At 61.1% G+C, this 16,709-nt stretch carries 15 protein-coding genes and 1 riboswitch; of the genes, 8 read left to right on the forward strand and 7 right to left on the reverse strand.

All coding sequences use genetic code 11. The annotated features are described in order from the left end of the window. Positions 1 to 22: 22 nt before the first annotated feature. Positions 23 to 1,933 (reverse strand): patatin-like phospholipase family protein, encoded by a 1,911-nt coding sequence (locus PSH66_RS27840; protein ID WP_305428023.1) that lies wholly within the window; start codon positions 1,931 to 1,933, stop codon positions 23 to 25. Between the two features lie 99 nt (positions 1,934 to 2,032). Next, positions 2,033 to 2,437 (reverse strand): acyl-CoA thioesterase, encoded by a 405-nt coding sequence (locus tag PSH66_RS27845; protein WP_003176633.1) that lies wholly within the window; start codon positions 2,435 to 2,437, stop codon positions 2,033 to 2,035. Positions 2,438 to 2,635: 198 nt separating this feature from the next. Continuing rightward, positions 2,636 to 2,741: riboswitch (S-adenosyl-L-homocysteine riboswitch) on the forward strand. Between the two features lie 21 nt (positions 2,742 to 2,762). On the opposite strand from PSH66_RS27845, the gene ahcY reads away from it, so the two are divergent. The 5 genes from ahcY to PSH66_RS27870 all read left to right on the forward strand — a co-directional run bounded on the left by ahcY (position 2,763) and on the right by PSH66_RS27870 (position 9,337). Continuing rightward, complete coding sequence (ahcY, locus tag PSH66_RS27850; protein ID WP_003176634.1) at positions 2,763 to 4,172, forward strand: adenosylhomocysteinase; 1,410 nt, start codon at positions 2,763 to 2,765, stop codon at positions 4,170 to 4,172. 191 nt (positions 4,173 to 4,363) lie between these two features. Next, positions 4,364 to 5,209: a methylenetetrahydrofolate reductase [NAD(P)H] gene (gene metF / locus PSH66_RS27855; RefSeq protein ID WP_141062908.1), complete on the forward strand. Its 846-nt coding sequence runs from the start codon at positions 4,364 to 4,366 to the stop codon at positions 5,207 to 5,209. Between the two features lie 81 nt (positions 5,210 to 5,290). Beyond that, positions 5,291 to 6,373 carry a hypothetical protein gene (locus tag PSH66_RS27860; protein ID WP_003176637.1) on the forward strand — a complete coding sequence of 361 codons (1,083 nt, stop codon included), beginning with the start codon at positions 5,291 to 5,293 and terminating at the stop codon, positions 6,371 to 6,373. A gap of 63 nt (positions 6,374 to 6,436) precedes the next feature. After that, positions 6,437 to 7,228, forward strand: a complete 792-nt coding sequence (locus PSH66_RS27865; RefSeq protein ID WP_003176638.1) for an ABC transporter substrate-binding protein — start codon at positions 6,437 to 6,439, stop codon at positions 7,226 to 7,228. Between the two features lie 222 nt (positions 7,229 to 7,450). Then, positions 7,451 to 9,337: a DEAD/DEAH box helicase gene (locus PSH66_RS27870; protein ID WP_003176639.1), complete on the forward strand. Its 1,887-nt coding sequence runs from the start codon at positions 7,451 to 7,453 to the stop codon at positions 9,335 to 9,337. A gap of 65 nt (positions 9,338 to 9,402) precedes the next feature. Here the strand turns inward: PSH66_RS27870 and PSH66_RS27875 are convergent, their stop codons facing one another. Together PSH66_RS27875 and PSH66_RS27880 are read right to left on the reverse strand one after the other, a co-directional pair. Next, positions 9,403 to 9,981 carry a YceI family protein gene (locus PSH66_RS27875; RefSeq protein WP_003176640.1) on the reverse strand — a complete coding sequence of 193 codons (579 nt, stop codon included), beginning with the start codon at positions 9,979 to 9,981 and terminating at the stop codon, positions 9,403 to 9,405. Positions 9,982 to 10,013: 32 nt separating this feature from the next. Next, positions 10,014 to 10,565, reverse strand: a complete 552-nt coding sequence (locus PSH66_RS27880) for a cytochrome b (RefSeq protein WP_078735029.1) — start codon at positions 10,563 to 10,565, stop codon at positions 10,014 to 10,016. Positions 10,566 to 10,838: 273 nt separating this feature from the next. Here PSH66_RS27880 and PSH66_RS27885 point away from each other — a divergent pair, with 273 nt between their 5' ends. Both PSH66_RS27885 and PSH66_RS27890 read left to right on the forward strand, forming a co-directional pair. Then, on the forward strand, positions 10,839 to 12,245 hold the full coding sequence (locus PSH66_RS27885) for an adenosylmethionine--8-amino-7-oxononanoate transaminase (RefSeq protein WP_003176642.1): 1,407 nt from the start codon (positions 10,839 to 10,841) through the stop codon (positions 12,243 to 12,245). A 161-nt stretch (positions 12,246 to 12,406) separates the two neighbouring features. Beyond that, positions 12,407 to 13,126 (forward strand): 16S rRNA (uracil(1498)-N(3))-methyltransferase, encoded by a 720-nt coding sequence (locus PSH66_RS27890; protein ID WP_305428024.1) that lies wholly within the window; start codon positions 12,407 to 12,409, stop codon positions 13,124 to 13,126. A gap of 38 nt (positions 13,127 to 13,164) precedes the next feature. Here the strand turns inward: PSH66_RS27890 and PSH66_RS27895 are convergent, their stop codons facing one another. From PSH66_RS27895 to PSH66_RS27905, 3 genes are read right to left on the reverse strand one after another with little or no spacing between them, the layout of a single operon-like run. Next, positions 13,165 to 14,067, reverse strand: a complete 903-nt coding sequence (locus tag PSH66_RS27895; protein ID WP_003176644.1) for a transporter substrate-binding domain-containing protein — start codon at positions 14,065 to 14,067, stop codon at positions 13,165 to 13,167. A 25-nt stretch (positions 14,068 to 14,092) separates the two neighbouring features. Beyond that, on the reverse strand, positions 14,093 to 14,443 hold the full coding sequence (locus PSH66_RS27900) for a RidA family protein (RefSeq protein WP_003176645.1): 351 nt from the start codon (positions 14,441 to 14,443) through the stop codon (positions 14,093 to 14,095). Between the two features lie 10 nt (positions 14,444 to 14,453). Beyond that, positions 14,454 to 15,695, reverse strand: a complete 1,242-nt coding sequence (locus tag PSH66_RS27905) for a D-amino acid dehydrogenase (protein ID WP_003176646.1) — start codon at positions 15,693 to 15,695, stop codon at positions 14,454 to 14,456. 108 nt (positions 15,696 to 15,803) lie between these two features. Here PSH66_RS27905 and PSH66_RS27910 point away from each other — a divergent pair, with 108 nt between their 5' ends. Beyond that, entirely contained in the window at positions 15,804 to 16,706 is a 903-nt protein-coding gene (locus PSH66_RS27910) for a LysR family transcriptional regulator (RefSeq protein WP_003176647.1), read from the forward strand. Positions 16,707 to 16,709 lie beyond the last annotated feature (3 nt).

The raw sequence follows: 16,709 nt of genomic DNA on the forward strand, positions 1-16,709 counted from the left end.
TGGCTGTTCAGTGGCCAGGCAACTAAAGCGGCTTGCGCCAGGCCTTGGCCATTTCCACGGTGGTGGCGCTGAAGGGTTCTGACCAGGGTTTGTTACGCGCGCCATACTGCTCAACGATGCTGTCGAGCACACGGTTGAACTCTACGGGAGTGGTGGCTTTGGCCAAGTCCTGCGCGGCGCGCTGTAACAGGTCGACGTTGGCAGCCGGCTGCCCCGGACGGAACAACGAGGGGTAAATGACCTGTTGCGTAAAATTGTCGCCCTTTACGGCGATGTCCCGCCGTTGCATCTCAGCCACAGCACTGCCAAGCACCTTGGACATCGGCGCGCCTGTGCGCGATGCTTGCCTGGCCGCCACCTGCAGCAACTGTTGGAAATTGTGCTGGCCCGGGGCGTTGAGTCGCTGCCCCAGCCAATCGATGTGCTCCGGTTTGCTCGCCAGCGCATCAAGGTTGCGCACGGCAGACAGCAAACGAGGGGTGAATTCAAGCGCTTTGCCGGTGTGATTGCCTTCGCTGATTGCACTGTCCAAGGCGTGAAAGGCCTGTTGCGCGTCTTGTCGAAACATCAGCGTATTGGCGGCGGCCGGGTCTTTGCGCAATGATTCACGCGCATCGCCAAGCATGTCATCGTCCATCGCCAGCAGCGCGTCGTCCAACGAGGCAAACTCATGAGACTCGCGCAACGTGGCACGCTGCTCCAGCTGCGTCGCCACCGCTACCCGAGCCTGCGCTTGCAGGTGCTGTTTCTGCTCCGGACTCATGGTGAAGTTGACGGTGCCGCCGAGCAAGCCCCGAAAATCACCCTTGTCGCTGTTCAGCGGCAGCACCACGGTCTGGTCGGCAAACGGCTGGAGCTGTTTTTCTTGATAAGCGCCGGCTGCCGTATGGGGGGTGCCTGTGAACTTGTCAGCAATACTGCTCAGAAAACCGCCACTTTTTTGCGCGGTCGCATCGCTTTCAAACTTGACGATAAGCGATTCATGCCGATGCAAGGGGCTCTCTGGAAACGCGCGCTCGATTACGCCTGGGGCGGGTGTGTTAAGAAGCAGCCCGCCATCCTGGAAAGCACTGGTCTGGGCGGATGCCTGAAAAGCATGGCCTTGCTCCATTGGGCTCTTGAACAGCCCCGGCAACGAGCCTGAAATGTGCGCGGCGCGAGCAATGTCCATGTCGGGGGTCAGGCCGGCGTTGAACACCACCAACTGCGGACGGCCATCGAACATGCCGGTTCCGGTGATGTTGAGTTGCTTGATTGCCGGTATATGTCGGCTCAAGACCTCCAGATCGCCAAACGTGGGCGCCCCGCCCGCGCTCAGGCGGTCGGCAATTTTCATCACTTCGGCGGGCCGCGTGGCCCTGGGCGTATCGGCGATATGCGTCAGGATCGACTGACGTGATTCGTTGCGAATCATCTCTTCAAGGGGCTGCGCCTCGGTTTGCAAGCGCGGCAACAGGGTCATCAACAGTTGGGAAATGTTCCCGACCGGACCAGGCAACCCTCCGGCAAGCTTGCCGACGCTGGAACTGGCGTCCTGCAGCCAGGCAGTCACCGAGTCCTTGCTGTTGAGCAAGCGCGGCAGGTCGATACTGTTCGACAGCGCTCCGAACGCATCGGCCCCCATGCCACTGGCAAGCAGGGCGGCGGAAATGGCGCCGGCGGACGAGCCGGAAATAGCCTTCACACCTTGCAATTTCTGACTTTCTTCCAGCGCCGTTACGACGCCCGGAAAGGCAATACCCTTGGCTCCGCCACCACTGAGCACCAGCTGGTTGACCGCCGGTGGCGACACCACCACCTGCACCCGCCCGTTAGCCTCTCGTGAAAGGCTCAGCTTGCGCGGACCTACGCCGTCTACCAAGGGCGTGTAGGCACGCGGAAGGTCATGCGCCGGTAGTTGAATCTGAATTTCTGAGTTATTGGATACTTTCATACGCAGGCTCTCTCTACGGGATGTAAACCTGAGTGATGAGAGAGTCTGGGAAAGATCCATCAAAAAATGATTTGGTGACGTAAATCCTACGACACTGTGTTACTCAGGGATGCCGTCGTCCTTGAACTGGTCCTTTACGTACCTGATCTCGGTGCGCCCATGGGGGGCCGGCAGACCGTCTTCGCCGAGGTTGACGAAGACCATTTTTTCCACAGTGAGGATGCTCTTGCGGGTGATCTTGTTGCGCACTTCACAGGTCAGGGTGATGGAGGTACGACCGAACTCGGTGGCGGTGATGCCCAGTTCGATGATGTCGCCCTGGCGCGAGGCGCTGACGAAGTTGATTTCGGAGATGTACTTGGTTACCACGCGTTGGTTGCCCAATTGCACAATGGCGTAGATAGCCGCTTCTTCGTCGATCCAACGCAGCAGGCTACCGCCGAACAGGGTGCCGTTGGGGTTGAGGTCTTCAGGTTTTACCCATTTGCGGGTGTGAAAGTTCATGGTCACTCCAAAGCGTCTTGCCGAATGATGGGTGCCATCATGGCAGAGCCCGGGCCCAAGCTCTATGAGCCGTTGCCTATCAAGTCCATGAGCGTTCTTCATGCCGCCGACAGAAAGGCTTGGGAAGTCTGGCGCACACGGCTATAATCGCCACCGCTTCAAAACGGTCATCTTCAATTGATACCGTTCTCCCGCCACCTGTCCGAGGGGCGCTGCAGCAGGCTTGGCCTGTCAGGCTCGGATGGGGCGTTGTCCGGCCTGGTCATCGAGCTGGATACTAAACGCACAACGGCGCCCATTCGCACACTACGAATGGAGGCTCTTCATGAGCGCTGTCAACACGCCTGCAGATTTCACCGACTACAAAGTCGCCGACATGTCCCTCGCTGCCTGGGGCCGTCGCGAAACCTTTATCGCCGAATCCGAAATGCCGGCCCTGATGGGTCTGCGTCGCAAGTACGCCGCAGAGCTTCCGCTCAAGGGCGCGAAGATCCTCGGCTGCATCCACATGACCATCCAGACTGCCGTGCTGATCGAAACCCTGGTTGCCCTGGGTGCCGAAGTGCGTTGGTCGTCCTGCAACATCTTCTCGACTCAAGACCAGGCCGCCGCCGCAATCGCTGCTGCCGGTATCCCGGTCTTCGCCTGGAAAGGCGAGACCGAAGAAGAGTATGAGTGGTGCCTGGAGCAGACCATCCTCAAGGACGGCGCGCCTTGGGATGCCAATATGATCCTCGACGACGGCGGCGACCTGACCGAGCTGCTGCACAAGAAGTACCCGCAGATCCTCGACCGCGTCCACGGCGTGACCGAAGAGACCACCACTGGCGTACACCGTCTGCTGGACATGCTGGCCAAGGGCGAGCTGAAGATCCCGGCCATCAACGTCAACGACTCGGTGACCAAGAGCAAGAACGACAACAAGTACGGCTGCCGTCACAGCCTGAACGACGCTATCAAGCGCGGCACCGACCACCTGCTGTCGGGCAAGCAAGCCCTGGTGATCGGCTACGGTGACGTGGGCAAGGGTTCGTCCCAGTCCCTGCGTCAGGAAGGCATGATCGTTAAAGTTTCCGAAGTTGACCCGATCTGCGCCATGCAAGCCTGCATGGACGGTTTCGAAGTGGTTTCGCCGTTCATCGACGGTATCAACGACGGTACTGAAGCAAGCATCGACAAAGCCCTGCTGGGCAAGATCGACCTGATCGTGACCACCACCGGTAACGTGAATGTGTGCGACGCGAACATGCTCAAGGCCCTGAAAAAGCGCGCCGTGGTCTGCAACATCGGTCACTTCGACAACGAGATCGACACCGCTTTCATGCGCAAGAACTGGGCATGGGAAGAAGTGAAGCCACAGGTACACAAGGTTCACCGTACCGGCGCTGGCGATTTCGACCCGCAGAACGACGACTACCTGATCCTGCTGGCCGAAGGCCGCCTGGTTAACCTGGGTAACGCTACCGGCCACCCAAGCCGCATCATGGACGGCTCGTTCGCCAACCAGGTGCTGGCCCAGATCTTCCTGTACGGCCAGAAATACGCCGACCTGTCGCCGGCCCAGAAAGCCGAGCGCTTGACCGTGGAAGTACTGCCGAAGAAACTCGACGAAGAAGTGGCCCTGGAAATGGTCCGCGGCTTCGGCGGCGTGGTGACTCAACTGACCAAGACCCAGGCCGACTACATCGGCGTGACGGTTGAAGGTCCGTTCAAGCCGCACGCGTACCGCTACTGATATGCCTGCTGCCCGTTCCCCCTGTGGAGCGGGCTTTTAATGTGGGAGGGGCGGTGCGACGATTCGACTTGCCCCCGATAACGGTGAATCAGTCACCGGAAATGTTGACTGACACACCGCTTTCGCGAGCAAGCCCGCTCCCACATTGAGGTGTTCACACTCCGGCATTCTGAGTTCCCAAGGGTATTACCATGTCCCAAGACCGTCGCTACAGCTTCGAGTTCTTCCCGACCAAGACCGATGCTGGGCATGAAAAACTGATGGCCACTGCCAAAGTGCTGGCCAGTTACAACCCTGACTTCTTCTCCTGCACCTACGGTGCCGGCGGCTCGACCCGCGACCGCACGATCAACACCGTGTTGCAGCTGGAAAGCGAAGTCAAAGTTCCCGCCGCTCCGCACTTGTCGTGCGTGGGCGACAGCAAGGCCGACCTGCGCAGCCTGCTGACCCAATACAAGGCTGCCGGCATCAAGCGCATCGTTGCGCTGCGTGGCGACCTGCCGTCCGGCATGGGCATGGCCAGCGGTGAGCTGCGCCATGCCAATGACCTGGTGAGTTTCATCCGTGAAGAAAGCGGCGATCACTTCCATATCGAAGTGGCGGCTTACCCGGAGATGCACCCTCAGGCCCGCAACTTCGAAGACGATCTCAATAACTTCGTGCGCAAGGCCAACGCCGGTGCCGACAGTGCGATCACCCAGTACTTCTTCAACGCCGACAGCTACTTCTACTTCGTCGAGCGTGTACAGGCCCTGGGCGTGAATATCCCGATCGTGCCGGGCATCATGCCGATCACCAACTACAGCAAGCTGGCACGCTTCTCCGATGCGTGCGGCGCAGAAATCCCACGCTGGGTGCGCAAACAACTGGAAGCCTACGGCGACGACGTCAAGAGCATCCAGGCGTTCGGCGAACAGGTCATCACGGAAATGTGTGAACAATTGTTGCAAGGTGGTGCGCCCGGGCTGCATTTCTATACCCTGAACCAGGCCGAACCCAGCCTGGCAATCTGGAACAACCTTAAACTGCCACGCTAGGGCTGTTTAATCGCAATACCCGGCCCTCGTTATTACGGGGGCTTTTTTATTCATATTTCCAGGCAAGGAAACCAACCGTAGATGAATACAGCGTCCCCGACTCCTCGCCCGCAACTGGTGTATCTGGTTTTCGGCGCCGAGACTTACCATCAGGAAGCGGTATTCAGCATCGCCAGCGCCGTGTCACATCTAGGGGGCGCCCAGCACATGCCGTTGGACATCCAGGTGTTCAGCGATAACCCGCAGCCCTACGAGGGCCTGCCGGTGCAGGTCCACGCACTGGACGAAACCACACGCAAACGCTGGAGCGAACCCCACGGTTACCATTTCCGCACCAAGCACGTGCTGTTGCGCCAAGTGCTGGAAACGGCCGAAACCGCGCTGCTGATCGACACGGACACCTTCTTCCACGAATCGCCCATGGTGCTGTTCGAACGTGTCGCACCCGGCACCGTGCTGTGCAACGCCTTCCAGGCAAAATACGGCGATAACCGCGAAAGCGTGCTGTATGAAGCCCTGGCCACCTACCTGGCCGACAAAGGCGTGGCCGACGACGACATGTGGCTGCTCAACTCCGGCGTCATGGGCCTGTCCCGCCAGGACGCGCACATCCTCGATCACTCGATCGAGTTGATGGACGAACTGTTCCCCATGGCCCACGGTGCCTACACCCTGGAAGAGTTCTGCCTGTCGGTGGCCGCGTACCGCACACTCAACGTGCGCCAATGCCCGGACCTGATCCACCACTACTGGAGCCGCAAGCAGCTGTTCCGTGCCAAGGTCAAAGCGTGGATCGCCAAGCACGCCGCCAACCCCCTTTGTGCCCAAGCGCTGGCCGACACCCGCAGGGTTTCCGCCCACCTGCCCCGCCCGCCGCGCCTGCAACGTACGCTGTACAAGCTGATCACCCTGGCGCTGCCAAAACGCAAGCAGCAGTTCATCCGCGAGATTCTCTACGGCTGCTACGAGCACGAAAATGAGTTCGATCAGGCCTGTGGCCCGGTCTGGTGGGAAAAGGCCCGGCAAAACCAGGAGGAGCGGCAGAAATGTCCGGTTGACGCGCACCAACTGGAACACTGGTTCGCCAATCCCGTGGTCCGCCTGATTCTCGGCGAGCGCCGTGCGGCCATTTATGAACATCTGATGACCTCAAAGGCTAAATAGCACCCCCCTCAAATGCATGGGCCAGAGCTTCTCTTTAGTGCACGAGCATCGTAACCTCAGGGCATGACGCTCATTGCAAAGCTGTTGACCGCCGCCCTTTTTGCTTGCCTGAGCCTGGCCGCTTACGGCGAGAAACTGCGCATTGTCACCGAGCCCTGGGCGCCCTACGTCTATGAAGAAGACGGCGTCATGCGCGGTCTGGACTACGAAACCACGGTGACCGTGTTCCAGCGACTGGGGGTCGAGGTGCAGTGGCAGTTCCTACCCTGGAAGCGCTGCCTGGCCATGCTTGAGCAGGGCAATGCCGATGGCGCGCTGGATATTTTCCACAGCCTTGACCGTGAGGCCTTGCTGCTGTACCCCAGCGAACCGCTGTCAGACGTCGAGTTCGCGTTGTTCTACGCCAATGAGCGCCCGCACCCGGCCAAGCATCTCGATGACCTGCGAGGCCTCACGGTAGGCACCTCGCCAGGCTACTTGTACGGCGACGATTTCAGCACGTCCACGTTGTTCAAACGCGAGCCGGCACCCAGCCATGAAGCCAACTTCGGCAAATTGATGCTGGGACGCATTGACCTGGTCATCACCGACCGCCGAGTGGGCCAGCATGTGATCAAGGCTCTGGGCCTGGAAGGCAGGATCAGCCAGGCACCGGTCATGGTCAGCCGCCAGCAGCAATTTCTCGCCGTGCGCCGTGGCGCCGGCATGGACCTGCTGGTGCAGCGCTTCGCCGCTGAACTCAAGCGTTTCAAACAGGAACCCGCCTATGCCGTCCTCAGTGCAAAATACGGTGGGATCCAGGCCATTACGGCCTCAGGACACACCGTTGAGCAGCAGGAAAGCAGCGCACCGTGATTGCTCTGTTATACTCCGGCCTTTCCGCCAGGCTTACGCTCGGCCGCTCGGGTCTTGAAAAAGGCACCCAACCCCGCTACAGCGCAGCTTTCAGCCCCGCGCGAGCCGGTGGAGTGCCCGCCAGACGCAGCAGGACCGGACGGGATTGCGCTCCCCTAAGCGCCATTCACGCCCGGCAAGATTATCCCTTTGGGCCAAGCCCTAACTAAAACAGGATTACTCATGTCCTTTGCTTCCCTCGGTCTCTCCGAGGCTTTAGTCCGCGCCATCGAGGCAGCGGGCTATACCGAGCCTACTCCGGTGCAACAGCGGGCCATTCCCGCCGTGTTGCAAGGTCGCGACTTGATGGTCGCGGCTCAGACAGGTACTGGTAAAACCGGCGGTTTCGCCCTTCCGATTCTGGAGCGGTTGTTCCCCAACGGTCACCCGGACAAATCCCAGCGTCACGGCCCGCGCCAACCACGCGTACTGGTCCTGACCCCAACCCGCGAACTCGCCGCCCAGGTGCATGACAGCTTCAAGCTGTACGCCCGCGACTTGAAGTTCGTCAGCGCCTGCATCTTCGGCGGCGTTGGCATGAACCCACAGGTTCAGGCCATGTCCCGTGGTGTCGACGTGCTGGTGGCATGCCCCGGTCGTTTGCTCGACCTGTGCGGCCAAGGCAGCGTCGATTTGTCCCACGTGGAAATCCTCGTGCTGGACGAAGCCGACCGCATGCTCGACATGGGCTTTGTCCATGACGTGAAAAAGGTCCTCGCCCGTCTGCCGGCCAAACGTCAGAACCTGCTGTTCTCGGCAACGTTCTCCCAGGACATCACCGCCCTGGCCGGCAAGCTGCTGCACAACCCGGAACGCATCGAAGTCACGCCGCCGAACACCACGGTCGAGCGCATCGAGCAACGCGTCTTCCGCCTGGCCGCGAGCCACAAGCGCTCGCTGCTGGCCCACCTGATCACCCATGGCGCGTGGGAACAGGTGCTGGTGTTCACCCGCACCAAGCACGGCGCCAACCGCCTGGCCGAGTATCTGGACAAGCACGGCCTCACCGCTGTCGCCATCCACGGCAACAAGAGCCAGAACGCGCGCACCAAAGCCCTGGCCGACTTCAAGGCCGGTTCCGTGCGTATCCTGGTGGCCACCGATATCGCCGCACGCGGCCTGGATATCGATCAGTTGCCACACGTGGTCAACTTCGAGCTGCCAAACGTCGACGAAGATTATGTGCACCGTATCGGCCGTACCGGCCGGGCCGGTCGTTCGGGCGAGGCCATTTCCCTGGTCGCACCGGACGAAGAAAAACTGCTTAAAAGCATCGAGCGCATGACCAAGCAGAAAATCGCCGACGGCGACCTGATGGGCTTCGATTCCAGCGCCGTGGAGGCCGAAAAGCCTGAAGCGCGCGAGCGTCCGGACGTGCGTAATCCACGCAACCCACGCGGTCCGAAGGGTGATGGCCCGAACGGCGGCGGTGGTGGCGGTGGTCGTCGCGACAAGGGCAAGGACAAGGGCGGCAAGGAAAAAGCGCCGACCAACGGCCGTGGCGAACGCCCGGCCCGTGAACAAAAGCCCCGCGAAGGCACCCCGGCCCGCGAACAGCGTCAGCCGAGCCAGCCACCACGCGCCGCCGCGGACCGCGCTCCGGACGAGTTCCTCGACGACGACGTGGATAACTTCGGTAACCGCGTCGACTACGTGCCCCAGGCCAAACCGGCCCAGGGCCGTGGCCGTCGTCCAGGTGCACCGGCACAAGGCGCTGGCGCGGCAGCTCCACGCAGCGGCCAGCCTCAGGGCGCTCGTCAGAACGGCCCACGCAACAGCAGCGGCGGCACCACCGGTACGCCACCTGCCAAACGCAGCGGCCCGCGTAACGGCGCACCGCGTGACGGCCAGGCCCGTCGCGAAGACTCGCGCAGCAACAACCGCCGCCCGGCCCGTGACGACCAGCCTCGTCTGTCCGAGCCAGCGGTGCAGAACCCGCGCGGTGGCCCCGCGCCGAAGATCATCCACAAGGAGTCGAAAGCTGATCGCTTCCCGACACCCGAGCAGCTGGATCAATTGCCCGGCCGTCCTCGTGGTGAGAAACCAGCGCTGCTGACTCGCAACCGCTGAGTTTCAAAGCGCCATAAAAAATGCCCCGCATCGAAAGATGCGGGGCATTTTTATTTGGGCAGAAATTACTTCTGCTTAACACCTTCCAGCGAGATGTCCAGGTCGACAGTCTGGGAAGTCGGGCCTGGGCCTTTGATGCCGAAGTCGTTCAGGTTAAGCGTGGTCGTGGCGTTGAAGCCGGCACGTTCGCCGCCCCATGGGTCCTTGCCTTCACCGTTGAAGGTGGCCTTGAAGACCACTGGCTTGGTCACGCCATGGAAGGTCAGGTCGCCGGTCACGTCAGCAGTTTTTTCGCCCGTCGACTTAACCGCGGTAGACACGAACTTGGCGTCAGCGAACTTGCCAACATCCAGGAAGTCCTTGCTGGCGATGTGCTTGTCACGTTCTGCGTGGTTGGACCACAGGCTGGCGGTTTTCACGTCAACTGCGATTTTGCTGGCTTCAGGCTTGGCCGAATCCCAGCTGAAGGTGCCGTCCCAGTCCTTGAAGGTACCGTGGATGTAGCTGTAGCCCAGGTGGCTGATTTTCCAGTCGATGAAGGCGTGCTGGCCTTCCTTGTCGATCTTGTAGTCAGCGGCCATTACCTGACCTGCCGACAGCAGAGCGGTACCGATTGCCAGAGCAGCAAGTGTCTTTTTCAACATGCTTTCTATTCCTTGTGAGTCGAGGTTGAACATCAGGCTTTGCGCCCCAGCATTCGCGTGAGGGTCGCATCACGATCGATAAAGTGGTGTTTCAACGCAGCCACGCCGTGCAAGCCGGCGAAAACCACCAACACCCAGGCGAGGTACAGGTGCACCACACCCGCGGTGTCTGCCTGGTCCGGTAGACCGGCAACCACGGCAGGGATTTCAAACAGGCCAAACACCGGAATACCGACACCGTCGGCGGTGGAAATCAGGTAACCGGCAATCATCACGGCAAACAGGCCGATATACAGGAACGCGTGTCCAAAGGCGGCGCCGATACGGGTCATGCGGCTATAGCTGGTCAGCGGTGGTGGCGGCGGGCTGACCAGGCGCCAGACGATCCGCACCAGCATGATCGCAAACAGCGTGATACCAATGCTCTTGTGCAGATCCGGCGCGTCTTTGCGCCAGGCGCTGTAATAGTCGAGACCGACCATCCACAGGCCCAGGGCGAACAGACCGAACACCACCAGGGCCACGCCCCAGTGCAAAACCATACTGACCCAGCCATAGCGGGCCGGCGAATTGCGTAACTGCATGTACTTAATCCCGTAAGAGCTGCGCCCAAGACTAGCGATTTACCTATCGAATTAAAGCGAAAAATTTCGCTTTGAAATATCGAGAAATACGATCTTGAGGGTATGAAGCGTAAATTAACCAAGGATTAAGCACTATCCGGAAGAAACGTGACAGACCGTCCTGTGTTTACCGCCAATTCACGCGTAATGGGTTGTGACACAGGCGCCCATTGCATAGGCTTGCGCGATTGTTTCACCTGCACCACTCGCAGGACCGCTTCGAGGAGATCACCGATGGGCTTGAACAACCAGTGGATGCAACGCGACCTTGCGGTGCTGTGGCATCCCTGCACCCAGATGAAAGACCACCAGCAACTGCCGCTGATCCCGATCAAACGCGGCGAAGGCGTGTGGCTGGAAGACTTCGAAGGCAAGCGCTACCTCGATGCCGTCAGCTCCTGGTGGGTCAACGTATTCGGCCACGCCAACCCGCGTATCAACCAGCGCATCAAGGACCAGGTCGACCAACTGGAACACGTGATCCTGGCCGGGTTCAGCCATCAGCCGGTGATCGAACTGTCCGAGCGCCTGGTGGCGATGACGCCCGAGGGGCTGACCCGCTGCTTCTACGCCGACAACGGGTCATCGTGCATCGAAGTTGCGCTGAAGATGAGCTTCCACTACTGGCTCAACCGCGGCCTGCCGAACAAAAAGCGCTTCGTCACACTCACCAACAGCTACCACGGCGAAACCATCGCGGCGATGTCGGTGGGTGATGTACCGTTGTTTACCGAGACTTACAAAGCACTGCTGCTCGACACCCTCAAAGTGCCGAGCCCCGATTGCTACCTGCGCCCCGAAGGCGTGAGCTGGGAGGAACACTCACGCACCCTGTTCCTGGCGATGGAACAAACCCTGGCGCAACACCATGACAGCGTCGCCGCGGTGATCGTCGAACCACTGATCCAGGGCGCCGGCGGCATGCGCATGTATCACCCGGTGTACCTCAAGCTGCTGCGCGAAGCCTGCGACCGCTATGGTGTGCACCTGATCCATGACGAAATCGCCGTAGGCTTCGGCCGCACCGGCAGCATGTTCGCCTGTGAACAGGCCGGCATCCGCCCGGACTTCCTGTGCCTGTCCAAGGCCCTGACGGGCGGTTACCTGCCACTGGCGGCGGTGGTCACCACCGATGATGTCTACGACGCGTTCTACGACGACTACCCGACCTTGCGCGCTTTCCTGCACTCCCACAGCTACACCGGCAATCCGCTGGCGTGCGCAGCGGCCCTGGCGACCCTGGATATTTTCGAAGAAGACAACGTCATCGAAAACAACAAGGCACTGGCCCAGCGCATGGCCACGGCCACCGCCCACCTGGTCGATCACCCGCATGTGTCGGAAGTACGCCAGACCGGTATGGTTTTAGCCATTGAAATGGTCCAGGACAAAGCCACCAAGACCGCCTACCCGTGGCAGGAACGCCGTGGCCTGAAAGTGTTCGAGCATGCCCTTGAACGCGGTGCGCTGTTGCGGCCGTTGGGCAGCGTGGTGTATTTCCTGCCGCCCTATGTGATAACGCCGGAGCAGATCGACTTCCTCGCCGAAGTCGCGAGTGAAGGCATCGATATCGCGACCAACAGCAAGGTCAGCGTTGCCGTGCCAAAAGACTTCCACCCCGGCTTCCGCGATCCGGGCTAAACACCCCACCCTTTTAGGAGCCGGCTTCTGTGGCGAGGGAGCTTGCTCCCGCTGGGGTGCGAAGCGCCCCCAAAAGCTGGCGACTGCTACGCAGTCGAACGGGAGCAAGCTCCCTCGCCACAGTAATCTCGCGTCTACACAAAACTTTCCAGAGAACAGAAATGAGACTGTCCCGCTTTTTCACCGACACTCCGCTGAGCCTCGGCGATCACGAATTGCCCGAAGCCCAGGCGCATTACATCAGCCGCGTGCTGCGCATGGGCGAAGGTGACGCCGTGCAATTATTCGACGGTTCCGGCCAGGAGTTCCTGGGCACTCTGCTGGAGGTCGGTAAAAAACGCGTCACCGTGCAACTTACGCAGCACTTCGCCGGCCAGGCCGAATCGCCGCTGCACATCCACCTCGGCCAGGGCCTGTCCCGGGGTGAGCGCATGGATTGGGCGATCCAGAAAGCCACGGAGTTGGGCGTCAATGCGATCACGCCGATTTTCAGCGAGCGCTGCGAAGTGCGCCTCAAGGATGAACGCGCCGACAAACGCCTGCTGCACTGGCGCCAGGTGGCGATCAGCGCGTGCGAGCAATGCGGGCGTTCGACGGTGCCGGTGATTCACCCACCGCTGTTGCTGGCCGACTGGCTGAAGCAGACCGAGGCCGACCTCAAGCTGGTGCTGCACCCGGTGGCTGAGCCGATGGTCAGTCATGCCAAGTCGTCCAGCCTGGCCTTCCTGATCGGGCCTGAAGGTGGGTTGACCGACAACGAAGTCGAAACCGCCCAAGGCGCCGGCTACCACGCCGCTCGCCTCGGCCCGCGCGTGTTGCGCACCGAGACCGCGCCAGTAGTTGCGCTGGCAGTCGCCCAACAACTGTGGGGCGACTTCTAACCCACTTTGCAAACCCGCATTGATCGGGTTACCACTTCTTACTCCACCGGATCACTGACCGGCTTGGCAATAATTGCCTTCAACTCGCTGGTCATCGGGAACTCCAGGTTCAACCCCTTCGGCGGAATCGGCTGTTCAAACCAGCGCTGGTAAATCCCGTTGATCTCACCGCTGCGGTACAGGTCAGCGAGGGCCTCGTTGACCACCGCGAGAAACTGCGGGTCGTCCTTGCGCACCATGCAGCTGTAGATCTCGCGCGACTGCTCCTCGCCCACCACCACCCAGTGGTGCGGGTCCTTGGCCTTGGCGCGCTCGCCATAGAGCAACGCATCGTCCATATAGAACGCTACCGCGCGGCCTGTCTCCAGCATCTTGAACGCTTCACCATGGTCCTTGGCGCTGATCACAAACATATTGGCCTTGTGCTCGGCGTTGTAGCTCTTGAGGAAACGTTCGTTGGTGGTCCCGGCGGTGGTCACCACGTTCTTGCCCTCAAGGTCGGCAAAGCCTTTGATGCCGCTGTCCCTGGCCGTGAGCAATTGGCCCTTCACGTAGATAAAACCGTAGGAAAACGCCACCTGCTTCTGCCGCTCGGCGGTCACGCCGGTAGAGCCGCATTCCAGGTCGACGGTGCCGTTCTGCACCAGCGGGATACGGGTCTGGGAGGTCACCAGGTTGTATTGCACATTGAGATTCGCCACCCCGGTTTTCTGCTGGATGCGCTCAACGATCCTGCTCGCCAGGTCCACCGAATACCCCATGGGTTTGCCGCTGCTATCGCCCACATAGGAAAACGGCACCGATGCATCGCGATAGCCCAGGGTGATGGACTTGGCATTGGCGATCTTGCTCAACGTACCGTCCAGAGCCGCTTCATTCGCATGTACCTGCGCGCCCAGCAAAAGTCCCAGGGTGCAGCCAGTCAACAGGATCTTTTTCATTGTTATTCTCCGTGGCTCTGTGAAGTTATTTACGTACGGCAATCACGCTGATTTCCACCAGCACGCTGGGCCGCGCCAGCTCGGCTTGCAGGGTGGTGCGTGTGGGCGCCATCCCCGGTGTCAGCCATGCGGACCACTCTTCGTTCATCGGCGCGAAACCGCTGCCGATGTCCTTCAGGTAAAGGGTCGCATTGAGCAGGTGATCCTTGTCGCTGCCCGCCTCGGCCAGCAGTGCATCGATCTTGGCCAGCACTTCGCGGGTCTGGGTCGCCACGTCCTGGCCTTCGCCCGGCACCTGGCCCGACAGGAACACCAGGTCCTTGAAGGTGACGGCACCACTGAGACGTTCATTGCTGCTGATTCGGGTAATGCTCATGGGTGCATCCTCAAGCCGCGCAGGGCGTCAGGCCCTGCATATCAATGGAAGGATTGCGCTGGCCGATCAGTTCGGCGAGCAACTGGCCGCTGCCGCAGGCCAGGGTAAAACCCAAGGCGCCGTGGCCGAGGTTCAGCCACAGGTTGCGATATTGGCTGGCGCCGATCAGCGGCACACCGGTCGGGGTGGCCGGGCGCATACCGGCCCATTCCAGCGCATGGTCATAGTCACCAGCCGTAGGAAACGTCTCTAGAGCCTGACGTTTGATCAGCGCCAGGCGCTTGGGCTCAAGGCCGGCGTCGAAGCCGACGATATCCACCATGGCCGCGATCCGCAGCTGTTCACCGATGCGCGCGTAAACGATTTTGCGGTCGTAGTCGGTGATGCTCACGCTCGGCGCCTGGTGCTGCGCGCCGATCGGCACGCTCAGGCTGTAGCCCTTGAGCGGGTACAGCGGCAACGCCAGTCCCGGCAAGCGCAGTTCGGCGCTGCGATGTCCTGCCGCCAATACCAGGTGCTCGACCGGCATCACCTCGTCGCCCAGCTCGATGGCCTGCACCGCCCCCTCTGCATGGCGAATGCCGGTGACCTTGCGCTCCAGCACAAAGCGACAGCGCCCGGATGCCTCCAGCCGCGCCGCCAAACGCTGGCAGAAGGCATGGCAATCGGCGACTTCCTCGTTTGGCGTGTAGATCCCGCCGACAAACCCACCGCCCGCCAACGCCGGCTCCAGGCGTGCGCAATCGGCGGCCGACAGCACTTGCTGCTGCAGGATATCGGTGACTTTGCTGCGTGCATGTTCAAAGCTGCCGGCGTTGCGAAAGGTCACCAGCTTGCCGTTGCGTCGCCAGTCGAAGCCGTCCAGGCAGTCGTCCTCGCGCCATTGCTGCAAAGTGCTTTGGCTCAGGGACGCCAGGCGCAGCAAGTGGGCCGCATTGCGCTGGTTCACTGAACCGCGGCAGGCGGCAATGAAGGCCGCCATCCAACGCCATTGCTGCGGGTCGAGCCGTGGACGCAGCTTCAAGGGCGAATCACCGCGCAGCAGCCAGCCAAGCGCTTGCAGCGGCACGCCGGCATCCGCCAACGGCGCGACATAGCGGTAGGACAGTTGCCCGCCATTGGCGAAGCTGGTTTCGCTGCCCAACGTGTCGCGTGCGTCGATCACCGTCACTTCATGGCCGGCCCGCACCAACGCATACGCACTGGCCAAGCCGATAACCCCACCACCGATGATACAAACCTGCCTGGCCATCCCAGCCTCCAGCCGTTGATTGAAGAGAGGCCAAGCGTAGGCCCAGGTGACAGGACGCCGACAATCAATAAAGATGGGCCACCTATAAACAAAGGTTATGGACTCGCCATGCGCTTGCGTCATATCGAAATCTTCCAGGCCATCCGCCAGACCGGCTCCGTCAGCGCGGCCGCGCAGTTGCTGCACGTGTCGCAACCGGCGGTGACCAAGGTGCTGCAGCACGCCGAGTTGCAGCTGGGCTTCCCGTTGTTTTTGCGCGTGCGTGGCAAATTGCAGCCCACCCCGGAAGCACTGGCACTGGAAAGCGAAGTGGAAAAAGTCACCGCGAGCCTGCAAGGCGTGCGGCGCCTGGCCAAGAGCTTGCGCCGCGCACCGGGGCAAAGTGTGCGCATTGGGGCGACTCCGGCGTTGGCTCTGTCGCTGCTGCCGCCGGCGATTCTGGAATGGAAACGCGATTACCCGGACATGGCCTGCGAGCTGTCCAGCGACCACAGCCGCGAGCTGGTGCAAAAACTGTTGATGCGCGAAATCGACCTGGCGCTGACGCTCAACTTCTCCGGACATCCGGGGCTCACCACCCAAACACTGGCCAACGGCGTACTCGTGGCGTTGGCTTCGAAAGGCTATTGGCCGGACGCCGAACTGCATCAGCCCTTGCCATTGGCCGACCTGGCCGGGGCACCGCTGATTGGCCTGTCCAGCGCCGATCCGCTGGCGGCAAAACTCGACAGCTACCTGGAGAGCGTCGATCCGCCGCCGCGCGTGACGATCTCCGTGCAAACCTACTCACTGGCCCGTGCGATGGTGGAGTCCGGTGCGGGCTTGACGGTGATCGATCCGTTCACCGCGTCGGGTGCCTCGATGGCCACCACCTGCATCCGCCCGCTCACCCCGCCGTTGCCGATTACGCTGTATGCCCTGACCCGCGCCAACGAGCCGCCGCCGCATATGCTGGCCAAGTTGCTGGAAATCTTCGGCAAGCGAGCGTGTGAGTTATTGGAGCGCCTCTAAGGA

This window comes from Pseudomonas sp. FP597 (assembly GCF_030687435.1).
GTDB classification, from domain to species: domain Bacteria; phylum Pseudomonadota; class Gammaproteobacteria; order Pseudomonadales; family Pseudomonadaceae; genus Aquipseudomonas; species Aquipseudomonas lactucae.

Coding starts and splice junctions, on each gene's coding strand:
- PSH66_RS27870 (WP_003176639.1), top strand. CDS start 7,451: ATGTCCTTTGCTTCCCTCGGTCTCTCCGAGGCTTTAGTCCGCGCCATC.
- PSH66_RS27905 (WP_003176646.1), bottom strand. CDS start 15,695: ATGGCCAGGCAGGTTTGTATCATCGGTGGTGGGGTTATCGGCTTGGCC.
- PSH66_RS27900 (WP_003176645.1), bottom strand. CDS start 14,443: ATGAGCATTACCCGAATCAGCAGCAATGAACGTCTCAGTGGTGCCGTC.
- PSH66_RS27875 (WP_003176640.1), bottom strand. CDS start 9,981: ATGTTGAAAAAGACACTTGCTGCTCTGGCAATCGGTACCGCTCTGCTG.
- PSH66_RS27845 (WP_003176633.1), bottom strand. CDS start 2,437: ATGAACTTTCACACCCGCAAATGGGTAAAACCTGAAGACCTCAACCCC.
- PSH66_RS27890 (WP_305428024.1), top strand. CDS start 12,407: ATGAGACTGTCCCGCTTTTTCACCGACACTCCGCTGAGCCTCGGCGAT.
- PSH66_RS27895 (WP_003176644.1), bottom strand. CDS start 14,067: ATGAAAAAGATCCTGTTGACTGGCTGCACCCTGGGACTTTTGCTGGGC.
- PSH66_RS27840 (WP_305428023.1), bottom strand. CDS start 1,933: ATGAAAGTATCCAATAACTCAGAAATTCAGATTCAACTACCGGCGCAT.
- PSH66_RS27880 (WP_078735029.1), bottom strand. CDS start 10,565: ATGCAGTTACGCAATTCGCCGGCCCGCTATGGCTGGGTCAGTATGGTT.
- PSH66_RS27860 (WP_003176637.1), top strand. CDS start 5,291: ATGAATACAGCGTCCCCGACTCCTCGCCCGCAACTGGTGTATCTGGTT.
- PSH66_RS27885 (WP_003176642.1), top strand. CDS start 10,839: ATGGGCTTGAACAACCAGTGGATGCAACGCGACCTTGCGGTGCTGTGG.
- metF (WP_141062908.1), top strand. CDS start 4,364: ATGTCCCAAGACCGTCGCTACAGCTTCGAGTTCTTCCCGACCAAGACC.
- ahcY (WP_003176634.1), top strand. CDS start 2,763: ATGAGCGCTGTCAACACGCCTGCAGATTTCACCGACTACAAAGTCGCC.
- PSH66_RS27910 (WP_003176647.1), top strand. CDS start 15,804: ATGCGCTTGCGTCATATCGAAATCTTCCAGGCCATCCGCCAGACCGGC.
- PSH66_RS27865 (WP_003176638.1), top strand. CDS start 6,437: ATGACGCTCATTGCAAAGCTGTTGACCGCCGCCCTTTTTGCTTGCCTG.